The sequence below is a fragment of the Rhizobium sp. RHZ01 genome (assembly GCF_014851595.1).
Lineage (GTDB): Bacteria > Pseudomonadota > Alphaproteobacteria > Rhizobiales > Rhizobiaceae > Rhizobium > Rhizobium altiplani.
Map to the genome: position 1 here is coordinate 1 of NZ_JACUZZ010000039.1, position 15668 is coordinate 15668.

General features: G+C 58.2%; 15 protein-coding genes and 2 pseudogenes. 5 read left to right on the plus strand and 12 right to left on the minus strand.

What is annotated here, in order from left to right:
* Positions 1-125: 125 nt before the first annotated feature.
* Together IB248_RS28185 and IB248_RS28190 are read left to right on the plus strand one after the other, a co-directional pair.
* A pseudogene (locus IB248_RS28185) lies at positions 126-248 on the plus strand (HlyD family secretion protein); the annotation flags it as partial.
* 193 nt (positions 249-441) lie between these two features.
* Positions 442-1287 (plus strand): hypothetical protein, encoded by an 846-nt coding sequence (locus IB248_RS28190; RefSeq protein WP_246779304.1) that lies wholly within the window; start codon positions 442-444, stop codon positions 1285-1287.
* 65 nt (positions 1288-1352) lie between these two features.
* Here IB248_RS28190 and IB248_RS28195 read toward each other — a convergent pair whose 3' ends face one another.
* The 12 genes and pseudogenes from IB248_RS28195 to IB248_RS28250 form a co-directional block, all read right to left on the minus strand.
* Entirely contained in the window at positions 1353-1706 is a 354-nt protein-coding gene (locus tag IB248_RS28195) for a potassium channel family protein (RefSeq protein ID WP_192241979.1), read from the minus strand.
* A gap of 48 nt (positions 1707-1754) precedes the next feature.
* On the minus strand, positions 1755-2825 hold the full coding sequence (locus IB248_RS28200; RefSeq protein WP_192241980.1) for an AI-2E family transporter: 1071 nt from the start codon (positions 2823-2825) through the stop codon (positions 1755-1757).
* Positions 2826-3478: 653 nt separating this feature from the next.
* Positions 3479-4762 carry a DUF2254 domain-containing protein gene (locus IB248_RS28205; protein ID WP_192241981.1) on the minus strand — a complete coding sequence of 428 codons (1284 nt, stop codon included), beginning with the start codon at positions 4760-4762 and terminating at the stop codon, positions 3479-3481.
* An 84-nt stretch (positions 4763-4846) separates the two neighbouring features.
* Entirely contained in the window at positions 4847-5704 is an 858-nt protein-coding gene (locus tag IB248_RS28210) for a carbonic anhydrase (RefSeq protein ID WP_192241982.1), read from the minus strand.
* Positions 5705-5846: 142 nt separating this feature from the next.
* Positions 5847-6089, minus strand: a pseudogene (locus IB248_RS28215) (DDE-type integrase/transposase/recombinase); the annotation flags it as partial.
* Between the two features lie 236 nt (positions 6090-6325).
* Entirely contained in the window at positions 6326-6901 is a 576-nt protein-coding gene (locus tag IB248_RS28220) for a L,D-transpeptidase (RefSeq protein WP_192241983.1), read from the minus strand.
* A gap of 372 nt (positions 6902-7273) precedes the next feature.
* Entirely contained in the window at positions 7274-8707 is a 1434-nt protein-coding gene (locus IB248_RS28225) for an aldehyde dehydrogenase family protein (protein ID WP_025662022.1), read from the minus strand.
* A gap of 13 nt (positions 8708-8720) precedes the next feature.
* Positions 8721-9455, minus strand: coding sequence for an MBL fold metallo-hydrolase (locus IB248_RS28230; RefSeq protein WP_192241984.1), 735 nt, complete (start codon positions 9453-9455; stop codon positions 8721-8723).
* Positions 9456-9464: 9 nt separating this feature from the next.
* A complete protein-coding gene (locus IB248_RS32425) occupies positions 9465-10559 on the minus strand; it encodes an ABC transporter ATP-binding protein (protein WP_192241985.1) in 1095 nt (364 codons plus the stop codon).
* Positions 10556-11347: an ABC transporter permease gene (locus tag IB248_RS28240; RefSeq protein WP_192241986.1), complete on the minus strand. Its 792-nt coding sequence runs from the start codon at positions 11345-11347 to the stop codon at positions 10556-10558. The genes IB248_RS32425 and IB248_RS28240 overlap by 4 nt, the downstream gene beginning before the upstream one ends.
* Positions 11347-12210, minus strand: a complete 864-nt coding sequence (locus IB248_RS28245) for an ABC transporter permease (protein ID WP_192241987.1) — start codon at positions 12208-12210, stop codon at positions 11347-11349. The genes IB248_RS28240 and IB248_RS28245 overlap by 1 nt, the downstream gene beginning before the upstream one ends.
* Positions 12211-12284: 74 nt before the next feature.
* On the minus strand, positions 12285-13382 hold the full coding sequence (locus tag IB248_RS28250; protein ID WP_192241988.1) for a spermidine/putrescine ABC transporter substrate-binding protein: 1098 nt from the start codon (positions 13380-13382) through the stop codon (positions 12285-12287).
* A 113-nt stretch (positions 13383-13495) separates the two neighbouring features.
* On the opposite strand from IB248_RS28250, the gene IB248_RS28255 reads away from it, so the two are divergent.
* The 3 genes from IB248_RS28255 to speB all read left to right on the plus strand — a co-directional run bounded on the left by IB248_RS28255 (position 13496) and on the right by speB (position 15667).
* The gene (locus IB248_RS28255) at positions 13496-14122 is read left to right on the plus strand and encodes a TetR/AcrR family transcriptional regulator (RefSeq protein ID WP_026372095.1); all 627 of its coding nucleotides are present in this window, start codon (positions 13496-13498) and stop codon (positions 14120-14122) included.
* Positions 14123-14137: 15 nt separating this feature from the next.
* Entirely contained in the window at positions 14138-14530 is a 393-nt protein-coding gene (locus IB248_RS28260) for a nuclear transport factor 2 family protein (protein ID WP_018859531.1), read from the plus strand.
* Positions 14531-14617: 87 nt separating this feature from the next.
* Entirely contained in the window at positions 14618-15667 is a 1050-nt protein-coding gene (gene speB, locus IB248_RS28265) for an agmatinase (RefSeq protein WP_192241989.1), read from the plus strand.
* The last annotated feature ends 1 nt before the right edge of the window (position 15668 follow it).

Consider the following 15668-nt stretch of genomic DNA (forward strand, 5'->3'; position numbering starts at 1 on the left):
CTTCGCGATCCTGACGTCACTACTGCGATGAGGCGGAAAGGGCGCCCGTGTCAGTCGCCGCCGGAAAGTCAAATTCCAATGTTTACAGACACTTGAAGAGGGGGTGCATAATGAACACAACGTGGCCGCGGGGCGTCCGCTATGGTTCGCAAGCCAATGTGGTGATCTATGCCGGTGAGCACCCGATTACCAACTGGATAGGGTACTGTTGGATGCGGCTACTCTCGGTGCTCACCTATGTCAGCTAGTGAGGATTCGCGAGACATCAGCTTGATTTCCATTACGAACCAAAAGCGCAAGGGATTGCGCGTCGCCCTCGCCGTCGCGGCTGCATTCACTTGGGCGGTCGCCACAAGCGATCCCCTCCCATTTCTATGCGCACTGTTTGCGGCGCAGATGCTCATTTCGAGTTCTCGAGCGATTTCTCTCCAAAGCGCATTCTTGCTGACCCTGATCATCCTAATCGCTGCGTTGATCGTCCAGTTCCTGACCACGTTTCTGGCCGAGCGGCCACCGGTCCTGCTGCTGTTGCTTGGCCTGATTTATTTCGCCTGCTTTCTGAGGCAGGCGAGTGGCAAGCCCAATCCGCTCGTTTTCCTCATCCTTGTGGTCAGCGTCATGATCCCTCTGCTGACTATTTTGAACATTGACTTGGGCAGCTCCATTTTGACGGTCTTCGTCAAAAGCATTGCAGCCGGCGCCATCGTAACGTGGCTGGCCTATGCATTGATACCGGATATCGAAACGGTCGAAGCTGCGCGGCCATCTACATCCTCAACCCCGAAACCAGTTTGGCGCGCTGCTGCAGACGCATTGATTCTGCTTCTTGCGGTGACGCTCTGCCTTACCCAGGACCGGCTTGCGACCGCGGTAGTGATTCCCATCACCGTCGCGTCGCTGCTGTCGCAGTTGGACGTAGAGGCTAACGGCAGGCCTGCTCTGGCTACTGTCCTCGTCAACATACTAGGTGGCGTGGCGGCGATACTAGGGTTCGCAGTGTTGGAACTAAGGCATTCGTTGGCGACGCTGTTTCTGCTGGTGTTGCTTGCCGGGCTCGTATTCGGCGGCCGCGCGGCGACGCCAACTGTCGTGGCGAAGATCAATGCAGGAGCCCTGACTGTATTTCTGCTGGTGCTGGGCTCCGCTGTCTCACCACTTTCTAGCGGCGCAGCCGAAACCTTTGCGACACGCGTCGGATATATAGCGCTTGCAATTGTCTACACGCTGTTCTTTGCAACGTTGCTGTGGCCGAGCAAGGGAACGGCTGGCAGAATTCGGGACAGATAGCTTCCCGCGGCGCGCTGTCAAGTCCACCGTCTGACGTCAAGCGCAACTCCAACATTGCCGGGCTATCAATTCCGTTCCGCGTGGTCGCGAGCCGCCTCGCCAAGCGCCTGCACACTAACCGCTGCGACTATCCCGGTCAGCACGATACCGGAAAATCCAATCACCAAGGCAAGAATTCGCGCAAGGGCATGCTTGGGCGTGAGATCGCCGTACCCTATGGTCAAGCCCGTAACAAAAGTGAAGTAAAGTGCTTCGCCGATACTCCAGTTTTCAATGCGGCTGATGACGATCCCGCATCCGACCATGACGACGAGGATCCCGGAGAAAATTGGCCACAATACGTAAAGCTGCGTCAGGAGCGCAGCAAAAAAGAGTCTCCTCCTTCTTCTCCGATCTGACACCTGACGTGTTTTCGCCATGAAATGCTCGACCCCCACTCCCACAAACAACCATCCCTGTCAGTCTCTCTAGGCGTTTAAGGACTCTTCTTCTCCCAGCCAGTTCCTGACGATCGAGTAACCAATAGCCATGACAAGGGGGCCGACAAAGATACCGATGAGTCCCATCGTCAGAACACCGCCGATCACGCCGATAAAGATGATCCAGATGGGAGAGCCAGCGCCGCGGCCGATCAGCAATGGTTTGATGACATTGTCGAGGATATTGATGATTATGCCCGCAACTGTAGTGAAGATCGCCCAACCGGTTTCGCCTTGATAAGACAGCCAAACTGCAGCCGGGATCCATACTAGCCATGTGCCGATCTGCAGCATTGCCGTGCCAAAGCAGAGTACGCCCAGCGGGACAGCAAACGGAACCCCAGCGATCGCGAAGCCAATGCCTGATAGTATGCTCTGTATGAGCGCTGTCCCCATCACCCCCTGCACGACGCTTCGAATGGTGCGAACGGCAACGTCGACCAGGCTCTCCCCGGTGGGACCTCCAAGGCGCCGCCCGATTGTTCGGAATGTTGAGGCCGTGCTTCCTTGAGTGGCGAGAAAAACTCCGGCAAGAATAATGGAAAGCAGCATCTGCACAACGGTGAGTCCTAACGATGCACCAAGAGCCGCAAGCCATTGAAAAGCCGGCCCGAGATAGGGTTTCAAAATAATCAGTACATTGCGCGAGGATGACGCGGCCGCATTCCACTTCTCTCCGATCGTCGACCCAACGAGTGGAAAGTCGGACACCCAGGACGGTGGCGGAGGCAGGGTCAGCTCCGTCCAATTGTTGGTCATGGTTGCTATCGCTTCGGTCGCGTGATCGAAGGAGCCCGGCAGATAAGAGAGCGGGACTATCACCAGGATCAGTAGTGAGAGGACGATGAGCATCGTCGCCGTTTTCGGGTGACCTCCGATTGCGCTCGCGAGGCGGCGCTGCACCGGATATAGCGCGACAGCAATTAACGCTCCCCATGCGAGCACACCTATCAGCGGCCACGCGATCCAGAAGCAGGCTAAAATGATCACGCCTATGATAAGGAGGCCTACTAGGCGCTCGGCCCAGAAACCCAGAGATTCTTCTGCGCCCGCTGACATGCGCGTCTCCCCCGGTCGGATTCTGCGCGTTTCAGTCCACTACCACCCTTTAGATTCTGAGTTGCCCAATACCCCAGCTTGTGCACCACCAGTGATAGACATTATGCCACCGCCAACTTGCAATATCCAGCCAAAGCTCGCTCTGAAGTGTGGCACTCGGAAAAGACGCCTTCTGGCCTCCCGGAGGCGCCCAAGAGGCAACATCGCCCGTTTCTCTCCGCCCATGGCGTCGGATGCTCCGCCTGAGTTGATCTGCGAAGGCTAAGACTTGGGCATCGCCAGGACTGCGATCCCGCTCCTTGCCGAGGCAAGTCGCATCAAGGCGGATACGCAGGAGGCAAGACCAATAGAGTGAACGCGAAAATCGGATAAAGCGCCAGCGCCATGACCCGGCGTACGTGCTCCGCGCAAACAGGTGCAGGTCTTACCAGCTGACTGAGGAAGGGCCGTGGCTCTTTCAGCTTGGTGTGGCGTGCTTCCTGATAGCGATCACAGTTTGCCATCTAGGCAATCTTCATGCCCAGCGGTATCCTCTTGCTGAGATGCATGCAGCCAAAACGAGATCCGTTACCAAAACCCTCCTAAGCACAAACGGCTCCAGCGCAAGATGGGAATCGGGATCGACAATCGGCGCAAGAATGCCCAGCAGCGCCTCAAACTCTATGGCTCAAACCTGCTCCGAGGCCTTGAGGATCGGCAATAGAAGCAAGCGCCAGGTCGGCGGGCAGGACATGGATAGTCTTTACGGCGTCAGCGAGCAGGTTGAGCTCAGTACGCAGTGTCGGGTGACGCGCCTCCGGCAGGGTCTTTAATAGGTTCTCCAGCATTGCGCGTAGCCGCCGCGCGACCTGGAAGTTCTCAGCCCCATAGAAGCGAATCTCCCTCACGGCCAGTTGCACGAAATCCTCCCAGTTTGGTGTCTGAAGGATCAGTCGTAATTGGCCGGATTTGTCGAAAGCCTGGTCGCCTTGCAGCCGCCGCTCGCCAACCTTTCGAAGCAGTCGATTAAGTTGGTCGACGGCGAGTACGGCGGTGGTAGGGTCGTTGATAGCTTTGGACAGGGCCTTTATCGCTATGTCGACGATGATACGGAAGGCAAAGGTGGGATCCTGCTCGATAGTGCGCTCGGGCCCGATCGCCACATTTTGGGGGAACCGTCTTTCCTCGATTTTTGCAATGTCGCCATAGAGCCGAAAAAGTGGCTCGCCTGACTCTAAGAAGCTCCCGACAAAGTGAGGGAGCTCAATGACGAGCCCGAACCGCTGCGCCTCTTTCACAAGACCCTTCAGATTTACCGCTAGTATGACCCCCGACTTGCCGCTATGGGGTATGGTGCGGTCTGGCAGATTGATTGTTCGTCGCGAGTCTGTGTGCAAGTCATGACCGTCGAACAAGTCAGGATAGACCTTTTCGATTACGTCACATCCGAGGTCGCCTATACGCTGAACGATGCTGACGGGCCGCAGCAACCGCGCAGCATGGTCGATCAGATAGAGGAAGGCGATTAGGGAAGCGAATCCAAGAATTCCGGCAATTCCGACAAGAAAGAATGGTGCTTCGGCTTCAAGTCGTCCCAGCACGCCTACTGAAAACAGGAGCGTAAAGATAAAGATGCCCACAGTTGTCCGTATCACATTGTCACGCAGTAGGGCTGTTGCAATGATTCTCGGGCTCAGCTGACCGCTGGCAACCTGAATTGCGACAAGCAATGACCCGAAGGTGAAGACGATGAACGTCAGCGTAAGGGTGACGATGGTCTCCAGTATGCGCTGCGCCCCAGACGTCCCCCATGGCCACAATGGGATCACAATGAATCTCGCATTTATCCAGTCGACAACCTGGATAACCATTACGTAGAATAGCAGTGCGATGAACGGGACGACCCACAGTGTGGATCTTAGGTAGCTCTTAATGCTGTACCACCGATTCCATGACATTCTTCGCCCTCCCGTGATGCCGCCTGCAAGCCTGTGTGGACCTCGCGCCGAGGGGGTGCCCGGACGCTGCGGCAACCACTCGGGCTAAGCGCCAAGCAGGGCGGTCACCCGCGACGACCCAACAATGGCGTCTCCAAGCTGCTGAAATTCGGCCACGTCGCGGGGTGCAGGTGCCAAGCCGACGCCGTCAGGGTGGCCGGTACTGGGCGTCCACACCCTGCGCGTCTCCAAAAGGTACACGCCGTAAACAACGCGCAGTTCGCCCTGTGTCTCGATCTCCTGCTGGGCAGAGCAAGCAGCCAATGCAGCATTGACGACGACCGAGGTCTCAATCAGCGCCTGGCGGTACCCTGCACGTTGGAGAATGTCTGGCCCGAACGCCGCCTGAAGTTTTTGCGCCGAGACGTGCACGACGACCAGCAGGCGGTCGAGGATCTCTCGCAACGAATGTCGGTCGACCAGCGAGAGGTACATTCCAGGATTGAGGAAGACATCCACGGCTGCGGACACGGCGCCACATCCGCTATGTCCAAGGACGACAATGAGCTTGAGGGTGCCGCCCAAGTGCTCAACAGCGTATTTCAAGCTGCCCAAGACGTCGGAGCCGAGGCCGTTGCCGGCCACGCGGATGACGAACAGGTCGTTCGGTCCCTCGTTGAAGATCAGTTCGAGCGGGACACGGGCATCGGAACAGCCCAGGACAGCCGCGAACGGACGCTGTGAAGGCGCTGCGGCCATGCCGGACGCCAGCCCTAGATCACGCGCGTCGACTTGCACGACGCGGCGCGCTGAAGTGCCTTCGTCTTTCACACTGTCAAGCAGGTCGGCGAATGCGCGATTGCCGTCGATCAACCGCGAAAGGGCAGTAGTCGCGTCAGGCGGTCTGGGGCGAACGCCGACGTCCTTCTCCTGATACCGGTATGCAATTTCAACCGTTCTCACTAGGGTTCTCGGCCGCTTAAAGGAGCGCGCCGAGATCATACCCTCCTTACAACTTGTGATCCAGCATCATTGTTTGGGTTAAACATACTGACCGGGATCGCCTCACCCACTGGTGGGCGGCGGGTCTGGATGATCTCGTCGAGTAACCATGCTGGTCGATGGCGCGCCACAGCCAGTGTTTTTGGCCGCCGATCATCACGACCACCTCGTCCAGATGTTGCCACACATCGTTTCGGCTCGGCGCTTTGCGCGTCTCGTGAAAAACGATGATACCACGCTCCAGCAGACGCAGGCTCAGCGGAAATCGAAAACACAGCCAGACTGCGTAGCTAATGACGGACGGCGGATCACGATGACGCTTGTAACTGGCGGAGGGCTCGATCATGACGGCCGAATATTAGCCAGAAGCTTCATCACCAGTTAACCTGACAGCACAGTCCAGCGGCATGGGCGGATCGATGGTTTGAACACTCGCAAGTGCCCGCGCCCTCGGAAATCTCGATGACCACGGCGGGAAGGTTCGCCCCGATAGGGAGTGCCACATGGTTAAGGCACGCTCCCGCTCCCTACCGTCGCTAGTACAGTTTGTGAGGGCGATGCCCTCACTGAGGGATACGAGCATCATATGACCAATACGTGGGTTCCTACGGGTGCCCTGCCGTAAAGATGAAGAATGTCTTCATTGGTCATGCGAATGCAACCATTCGACACCGCCTGTCCGATCAGCCAGGGTTCGTTTGTGCCGTGGATCCGGAAGTACGTATCCTGTCCACCGCGGTAGAGATAAAGCGCAGCTGCACCGAGCGGATTGTTCTCCCCTCCTGGAACGCCTCCAGCGTACTCAGCCAACCGGGGCTTGCGTTCGATCATGCTCGCGGTCGGCGTCCACGATGGCCACTCGGCCTTCCGCCCGACAACGGCATTGCCCTTCAGAGTAAGACCTTCCTCGCCGACTGCCACGCCATAGCGTGTCGCGCGGCCTTCGTCCTCAACGTAGTAGAGGTAACGTTCGTAGGTGTTGACGACGATACTGCCCGGCGCCTCGCCGCCCGAATACGCAACCTCCCGTCGTTGAATAGGGGAAGTTCTTGAGGCATAGGGATTCCGGACTGAAGAATTCAACGTGCTGCACGAGGTCGCCATCATCGCCAGACAGCTCAAGAGTAGGCTCCGGCGCGTAATATGGTATTTATCCATTGTTACCTGCTGATTGTGGTGTGCCCTGGTGTTTTATTAGCAGCGACGCATGTTAATGCCAAGTCATTGCTCTCCCTATAGTTGCCAAGTCGTTCCGATCCGATCGATGGTTAGAATGCGTCCGAACGCATGAAGCTGGCGCAAATTTGTGGGCTGTGCCGCATAGACTTCATGAAGCGTCAGCATGCGAAGGGAAGCCTTCTGCACCTGGTTCAACACCACGCGCATGCGGGATATTTCGACGCCCTGACCCGATGAAGAATGTGATACAATGGTCGGCCCTCTCCCAGTAACGGAACCGCGAACAGCTTTCGCAGTGATCGGCAAGCCAGCTCAGTCACGGCCGAGTTCACGACTGAGCCAGCCATTAGATTAAGCAGCGTCGGGACGGTGAAGTGTTTTCACCTCTAGAAAATCTTCCAATCCGAATACCCCGCCTTCGCGGCCGTTGCCCGACTGCTTGTAGCCGCCGAACGGACTCCCATAGCGATGGGGCGCGCCGTTGATATGAACCATGCCGGCGCGCAGTCGTCCTGCCACACGCTCGGCGCGGGCTGGATCGCTGGTCTGCACGTATGCCGCCAGCCCGTAGCTGGTATCGTTGGCGTTTGCGATCGCCTCCTCTTCGGTCTCAAACGGCATGATAGCCAAGACCGGACCAAACACTTCCTCCCGGGCAATCCGCATGGAGTTGTTGACGTCGGCAAAAATCGTCGGCTTGACGAAATAGCCGGTTTCGAAGCCCGACGGCTTGCCGGCACCACCGACGAGGAGGCGCGCGCCCTCCGCGATGCCGGCCTCGATCAATGCCTGCACGCGGCCATACTGGACGTCGCTGACAAGCGGCCCGATGTGGCCACCTTCCTCCGCGGGGTTTCCCACGGTGGCACTGCCGCCAACGCGCTGAGCGATCTCGACGGCCCTGTCGTAGACCGATTTCTGTACCAGTAGACGAGTTGGCGCGTCGCAGGATTGTCCGGAATTGTTGAAACATTCGAGGACGCTGCCAGTGACGCGGTCTTCGAGATCGGCGTCCTCAAAGACGAGGTTGGGAGACTTGCCGCCGAGTTCCAAGGTGACACGCTTGACGGTATCCGCTGCGTCCTTGCTGACGGCGATGCCAGCACGCGTCGATCCGGTGAAGGACATCATGTCGACGTCCCTGTGCCTCGAAAGGGCGGCGCCGGCATTAACACCGTCGCCATTGACGAGGTTGAAGGTGCCGGCTGGGAAGCCTGCCTCATGTACCATCTCCGCATAGAGCATGGCGTTGAGCGGAGTGAACTCGGAGGGCTTCAGCACGCAGGTCGAGCCTGTTGCCAACGCCGGAACCACTTTCAGCGCGATCTGGTTGATCGGCCAGTTCCAGGGGGTAATGAGGCCGCAGACACCGATCGGCTCCCGCAAGAGCACGTCGCCGTTCGACAACACGTCGCGCACCTTCAATTGCTTCAGTGCATCGATGAAGCCCTGCAGGTGACCTACGCCGACATCAGCCTGCTGCTCGCGGCTCATGGTGATCGGCGCGCCGAGTTCGAGCGTGATCGTCTGTGCCATCTCCTCGTAGCGGCGCTTGTAGATCTCAAGCAGCCTTTCGAGAAGCGCAAGTCGTTCCTCCACGCTCGTGCGACTGTACGTGGCAAACGCAGTCTTCGCGGCAGCAACCGCACGATCGATATCGGCGGGCGTGCCCATGGAAATCACCGCGACCGGCTTCTCGGTCGCCGGATTGATAACCTCCAGATCGTTGGCAGCAAGCGGCGCTACCCATTCACCATTGATATAGAATTTGCGCTTGTCGAGCATGTCGTTACTCCCGTCATACTTTGTTCTGTTTTGCGTTCAGCCAGTTCGTGACCAGGCGGCGATACTTCTCGCCGCTGAAACTTGGAAAATGGCCGCCGTGTACCGTTCTGGCCGGAATTCCCAGGAGCCGCTCCATCGATGCGAGGTAATCATCGGCGTTCGAGTGGTAGGTGTCCTCGATCAACGGCCCGTCGTAGAGGATGTCTCCCGAAAACAGCGTTTCTGTTTCGGCTTCCCACAACGCGATTCCGCCCGGTGAGTGACCCGGCGTGTGGATAACCTCGAACCTACGGTCGCCGAGATCGATCACATCGCCATCCTCCAGAATGCGCGTGGCCGGCGCCTTTTTCACGCCATAGCACTTCGAGCAATAGGGCTCGGGCGGCAGCGCGTCGAAGATATCGTCGGTCACGTAAGGATCAGCAAGCGTGTTTTGCCGGGTAGGGTCGGCGAGCAGATCGGCCTCCGCCGAATGGACGGCCCGGCATTCAAACTCGTGATGGCAACCGATATGGTCGAAATGGGTGTGGCTCGCGACGGCAATCAGATCCCGCTCGGTGACGAGCGGCACCCATTCGCGCAGCGAAACGACGCCCATGCCGCTGTCGACCAGCATATCCCGATCCCGTCCGCGCACATGCCAGACGTTGCAGCGATAGAACTCCTGGATGAAGGGCTCGGAAATCTGCGTGACATCGTCGGCCAGCCGCTTCAGCTCATACCATTTGTGCGCAGCGATCCGTTCCATCGTCTGGGCCTATGCCTGTTTCGACGGCAGGGCGACGATATCACCAACGTTGACCGCAAGCGTGAGCACTTGGCCTTCGGCGACGACGGTTGATTGCGGCATATGCGCGACGATGCTGATATCAGGAGCGCCATTGGGCGCCAGATGGCATCGATAGTGGGTTCCGAAGAAGGCGCTGTTGGACACCGTGGCCTGCCCGAGCGCCGTAACGGCGCCATCGCCTTCGCCTGCACGGCGGAAATGTTCCGGCCGGATGCAGAGCATTGTCCCCTGCCCGGCGGACGGCGGGCCAGCCGTGAAGCAGGCTTTCGGCAATGTGACCTTCCCCAGCGCTGTTTCGACAACCGCCCCGGTGCCGTCCATATCTCTGATCTTGCCGGGAACGAAGTTGACCTCGCCCATAAAGCCTGCCGCAAACAACGAGCGTGGCCGCATGTAGATTTCCGATGGTGGTCCGAAGTCTTCGATTTTACCCTGGTTCATCACCACGATCCGATCGGCAATTGCCATGGCCTCTTCCTGATCGTGGGTTACGTGGACGAACGTCGTGCCGACACGCTTCTGGATGGCTTTCAGCTCATCCTGCATCTGCCGGCGAAGCTTGAGATCAAGCGCGCCGAGCGGTTCGTCGAGCAACAGGACGTCAGGGTCGACGGCGAGGGCCCGGGCAAGTGCAACACGCTGGCGTTGCCCACCCGAAAGCTCATGTGGTTTCTTGTCCGCCGAAGCCTTGAGCCCAACGAGGTCGAGAAAGCTCTTTGCGCGCTCCTCGCGCTCGGCCCTGCCGATGCCGCGCATTCTGAGGCCAAACCCGACATTGTCCTTTAGCTTCATGTGCGGGAACAGCGCGTAGTCCTGGAACATCGTCGTCGTTGGACGTCTTGCCGGTGGAACGTGGGTCATTTCCTTGCCACCGATCGCAATTCGACCGCTACTCGGCGACAGAAAGCCTCCGAGAATGGACAGAAGCGTGGTCTTGCCACAGCCGGACGGTCCCAGCAGAACAATGAATTCGCCTGCAGCAATGTCGAGAGAAACATCGTCGAGAGCGGTGGAACTGCCGAAAGTCTTCGTCGCGTTTTCGATTAAAACCGCAGCGGTCATGATTTTTTCGTCCTTTTGAACAGGAACAGTTCCAGCATGATCAGCAAGGTGACAGAAACGAGGAACACCAGCGATCCGATGGCATTGGTCTTAGGATTGAGGCCCGAACGAAGCAGGCTCCAGATTTCGACCGGGAGCGTAACGTCGAAGCGCGACAGCAGAAAAGCGATGATGAATTCATCCCAGCTAAACGTCATCGACAGGAAGAAGGAGGCGAGCAGCGACGGCAGCAGCATTGGCGCCGTCACCAGCACCATCACCTTGATATCGCTGGCGCCGAGATCGCGTGCGGCGCGTTCAATGTTGATGTGATGGTCCCCCATCGACGAGTAGATGATCGCAAAGCACAGCGGCAGATTAATCACCACGTGACCGATGCCGACCGTCCATAGCGATAGGCCAATTCCGAACGCGTTGAGGACGGTCAGGAGTCCGAGCGCAATGATGAGGTAGCTGACTGTCATTGGCGCGATCAGCAAGCCGCGCTGCCAGGCCGAGCCCGGCAGCTTGAAGCGGGCGAGCGCGTAGGCCGCCAGGAAGCCGAGAAGGCACCCGACGAGCGACGATATCGTCGCCACCAAGAAGGAGTGCAGCAGTGCCGACATCAGCTTGCGATCGGCAAAGACTGCTTCATACCATTGCAGGGAAAAGCCATTGAATGGCGGTACCGGCAGGCGCCCATCCTGGAACGAAAATAGCACCAGCACGATAACAGGCAAAAAGATGAAGCCGAAGATCAGAACCGCGTAGGCGCTGCAGGCGATACTGGTGATCCGGTTGCGTATCATCACGTTCTCTCAATCTTCAGCCAGCGCGCGCAAGCGACATAGGCTGCGGTGACCGCTAGCATCAGAATGATCGAGAGCGCTGCGGCCATCGGAAAGTCCGCGCGGCGACCAAGTTGCAGCATGATGATCTGCGGCAAGACAAGTTCGTTGTTGCCGCCCAGGATCTGCGGCGTGACATAGTCGCCGATGCAGAGCACGAAGGTGAGGAAGGCTCCCGTCATGATGCCCGGCATGGTCAGGGGCAAAATGACGTGCCAGAAGGTCTGAAATGCATTTGCGCCGAGGTCGGCAGCAGCGCGGCGGTAATTTGGCGAGAGCTGCACAAGGTTTGCGTAGATCGTCAGCGTCAAAAGCATGACGAAGAAGTGGACGAAGCCGATAACGGTCGCCGTACGGTTGCTGGCAAGCTCAAGCGGCTCGCTGATCACGCCGATGTTCATGAGTGTCTGATTGATGACGCCATTGCGCGACAGCACGAGCAGCCACGAATAGGAACGGACGACGTAAGAGGTCCAGAATGGCAGGACCGCAAGAATTAACGCCGTTCGCTGGAACCTTTGCGGCACCCGCTCTGCAATGATCCAGGCCAGGGGATAGGCGAGCAGGATGGAGAGGGCCGTCACGATCGCGGTGATCTCGAGGGAATTCGTCAGCCCGCGGAACAGCGCATCCTTCTCGAAGAAGGCGATGTAGTTGCCAAGGTTCCAAACGCGGACGATCGAGCCGCCCTGTTGCGCCCAGAGGCTCATTGCCGCCATGAACAGAAAAGGAACAACGAAGAAGACGATCGTCCAGACGAGCGCCGGTGCCACGAAACCCCAGGCCTTTCGACGTTCGGCATCTTCAAGTGAATGAGCAGCCACAGGCAAGTCTCCGACCTCCCTCTCCCATCTACGGGGAGAGGGTCTTGTGATTCAGTATAGAAGGGTCGAAGCTGTCAGTTTTGCAGCATTTCGGTCCAGGCGTCCTGCATCTTTGCGTCCAGTTCCGCGCTTGGGATCGGGTAAAGCTGCGTGCGCTTGAGATAGTCGGCCTGCTCGTCCCAGCGCAAAGCGGTTTTCTGTTCGGCACTCAGCTTCTCGCCGGCCTTGGCATTTGCGGGCATCGCCCAATAGCAAGAGGACGTCGCAAGTCGCGCCTGCCCTTCCGGGCTTACAATGTACTGCACGAATTTGAGGGCGAGGTCCTTTTTCGTGGAGTCCTTCATAACGCCGATCGACTGGGCCCAGCGCACTGCGCCCTGCTCAGGGATGACCCAATCGAGGTTGGGTTTGTCTTTCACCAGACCGGCCGTCAGCCACTCGCCTCCGCCAAAGACGATATCAACCTCGCCCGTCGCAAGTGCCGTTTGCGACGAGACGACGTCGCTCACCTGCTTGGCGTTGGCCTTGAGAGCAAACAGCTTGTCCTTGATTGCCGGCAGGTCGGCGTCCGTCAGGCTCGCCGTTGCCTTGCCCAAATCGATACCGGTCAGGCCGATCATCGGCAGGTAGTAGTCATAGACCGCGATGCGGCCCTTGTACTTGTCGGACCATAGCTTCGACATATCCTTCATGTCGGCCGGATCTACTTTTGTCTTGTCATAGGAAACCGTGTTGTAGCCGAACTTTTCGGTGACCGCATAGGTCTTGCCGTCGCGGGTGTTGTTGGGCTCCATGCGAACTTCAGGGAAGATATCTGCATTAGGAAGCGCGTCGGCCGGCATCTCCGCAAGAATGCCCTTGTCGACCGCGCGTTGCACGTCGACGCCATCGATAACGAGCACATCCCAGTCTCCCGGGCGCGACTGGTCGATGATGGAGAGACCCGCACCGGTACCCTCATATTCCTTCAAATTGACCTTTACGTTGTTCGCCTGCTCGAAGGGCTCGATCAGTGCGGGATCGGTGTGATCGCACCAGACAAGCGCATTCAATTCCTCCTGCGCCAGTACCGGCGCCGGGGTGATCGTTATTGTTGCGGCACCCAATGCGAGGATGGCAGCGGAAGCGAGGAGTCTACGCGCAAAAGCGCCTTCAGTAATATCAATCATCATGTGGCCCTCTGTCGGTGACGCTCATTTCGGCGCCTTCATGAAAAAGATTGAATGAGTTCATTTTTTTAGTCAATATGATTTTTGAGGACATTCATTATTTGAGAGAGTCGCATATGACGGGACTGCGCGCCAAGCAGAAAGCCGATCGCAATCGCCGCATACTGGAGGCGGCGACGAGCCTTTTCCGGGAGGTCGGATATGACAGCGCCCGCATCGAAGACATTGCCGAGCGCGCGGAAGTGTCGGTTGGCACGTTCTACAACTACTACGAAAACAAGGGCGACATTCTCGTCGCCACCGTTTCGATGGAAGTCGAGGAAGTGTTGGCTTCCGGCAAGGACATCGTTGAAAATCCGCCGACCACTACGCTCGAAGCCCTGCAAGTACTGATCGACCAGTATTTTGACCATTCGCTGGTCTATCTCAGCAAGGAGATGTGGCGTACGGCCATGGCGATCTCCATCCAGCAACCCGAGAGCCCATTCAGCCGTCGATATACCGAACTCGACGGGCGCCTGTGCGATCAGGTTTCGACGCTGGTCCAGAAATTGCAGCTTCGCGGCGCTGTCATGCCTGGGATCGATGCGATTGCGGTGGGCCAGATGGTCTTCAATAACCTCAACATGATGTTCCTTGAGTTCGTCAAAGACGAAGCGATGACGCTGGATAGGCTCAAGGAACGCGTAGCACGGCAGAACCGGCCGCTTGCCGTCTTAATCAGCAGCCCCAAAATTCAATAGCAGGGAACATCAGGGATGGAACACCAGCAACAAGCTGTGCTTGCCGCAGCGGATCGCCTCGTCGAAGCCTTTGGCAGGCATGATCGTGATAGCTACTTCGCGGCTTTTGCGCCCGCCGCCACCTTCATATTTCACAATCTCGACCGCCGCCTTCATACGCGTGCGGAATATGAGGCCGAATGGGCATTGTGGGAAACGCGCGACGGATTTCGTGTGCGGGCCTGCCGTTCCAGTGACCAGGATGTTCAGATTGCCGGCTCCGTCGCCATATTCACTCATTCCGTCGAGACGGATCTTGCTTTCAACGGTGAGCCGTCGACAAGCACCGAGCGCGAGACGATCGTCTTCGAGAAGCAGGCGAGCGGAGAATGGCTGGCGATCCACGAGCACCTTTCGCCGCAGCCCTGAGGCGACGATCGGAACCGCCCACAACGCTACCCAGGTCTGCGCCCCTTGGTCGTATTGCCGGGAAATTTCATAGGAAAGACAAAAACGATGGTTGAGTTGAAGAAGCACCTTGAGGATCTACGCAAGAAGTTCGCCGATAGCGCCGAGTTCTTCGATCCCCGCTTCCGCCGTGTGGCCGAGAAGATCTTTAGGGGCGGCACGCGCGCTGCACCTTATTCGGGCATTTCGACCTTCGCAGGCTTGCCCTACAGGGAGGTTAATTTCGCGGCCCCTGACTTCGGCGACCTGCAGGTCGCGGCAGTCGGCATTCCGATGGATCTCGGCGTCAGCAATCGGCCGGGTTCGCGATTTGGACCGAGGGCTGTGCGCGGCATCGAACGCATCGGTCCCTACAATCACGTGCTCGATTGCGCACCGGCCTATGATCTACGCGCTGCCGATATCGGTGATATCCCGTTCGGGAGCCGCTATCGGTTGGAGCAATGCCACGAGAATATTGAGGCAGCGATCCGCAAGATCGTCGAAGCCGGCGTCATTCCGCTCTCCGTCGGCGGCGACCATTCAATCACACACCCGATCCTCAAGGCAGTCGGCGCCAGAGAGCCCGTCGGCCTCATCCATATCGATGCCCACTGCGACACGGGGGGCCCGTTCGACCAGACGAAATTCCATCACGGCGGCCCGATGCGCAACGCCGTTCTGGACGGCGTCCTGGATCCGACCCGCACGATCCAGATCGGCATTAGGGGGCCTTCCGAATATCTCTGGGAGTTTTCCTACGAGTCCGGAATGACGGTCATCCACGCCGAAGAGGTCGGTGGCATGGGTATCCCCGCCATCATCCAGAAGGCCCGAACGATCGTCGGAGATGGCCCGACCTATCTGTCCTTCGATATCGACAGTCTCGATCCCGCGTTCGCGCCGGGCACCGGGACGCCAGAAATTGGTGGCCTGACGAGCCGTGAGGCGCTGGAACTGCTGCGCGGCCTCAAAGGTCTCAATTTCGTCGGTGGCGATGTCGTGGAGGTGGCTCCGCAGTATGACAATACCACCAACACCGCACAGGCTGGTGCGCAGGTATTGTTCGAGATCCTGAGCCTATTGGTTTTCAGCCCGGCTGTCGCGAGCGTACGGTGAA

Coding starts and splice junctions, on each gene's coding strand:
- IB248_RS32425 (WP_192241985.1), bottom strand. CDS start 10,559: ATGACCGCTGCGGTTTTAATCGAAAACGCGACGAAGACTTTCGGCAGT.
- speB (WP_192241989.1), top strand. CDS start 14,618: ATGGTTGAGTTGAAGAAGCACCTTGAGGATCTACGCAAGAAGTTCGCC.
- IB248_RS28250 (WP_192241988.1), bottom strand. CDS start 13,382: ATGATGATTGATATTACTGAAGGCGCTTTTGCGCGTAGACTCCTCGCT.
- IB248_RS28240 (WP_192241986.1), bottom strand. CDS start 11,347: ATGATACGCAACCGGATCACCAGTATCGCCTGCAGCGCCTACGCGGTT.
- IB248_RS28195 (WP_192241979.1), bottom strand. CDS start 1,706: ATGGCGAAAACACGTCAGGTGTCAGATCGGAGAAGAAGGAGGAGACTC.
- IB248_RS28255 (WP_026372095.1), top strand. CDS start 13,496: ATGACGGGACTGCGCGCCAAGCAGAAAGCCGATCGCAATCGCCGCATA.
- IB248_RS28220 (WP_192241983.1), bottom strand. CDS start 6,901: ATGGATAAATACCATATTACGCGCCGGAGCCTACTCTTGAGCTGTCTG.
- IB248_RS28200 (WP_192241980.1), bottom strand. CDS start 2,825: ATGTCAGCGGGCGCAGAAGAATCTCTGGGTTTCTGGGCCGAGCGCCTA.
- IB248_RS28230 (WP_192241984.1), bottom strand. CDS start 9,455: ATGGAACGGATCGCTGCGCACAAATGGTATGAGCTGAAGCGGCTGGCC.
- IB248_RS28225 (WP_025662022.1), bottom strand. CDS start 8,707: ATGCTCGACAAGCGCAAATTCTATATCAATGGTGAATGGGTAGCGCCG.
- IB248_RS28260 (WP_018859531.1), top strand. CDS start 14,138: ATGGAACACCAGCAACAAGCTGTGCTTGCCGCAGCGGATCGCCTCGTC.
- IB248_RS28205 (WP_192241981.1), bottom strand. CDS start 4,762: ATGTCATGGAATCGGTGGTACAGCATTAAGAGCTACCTAAGATCCACA.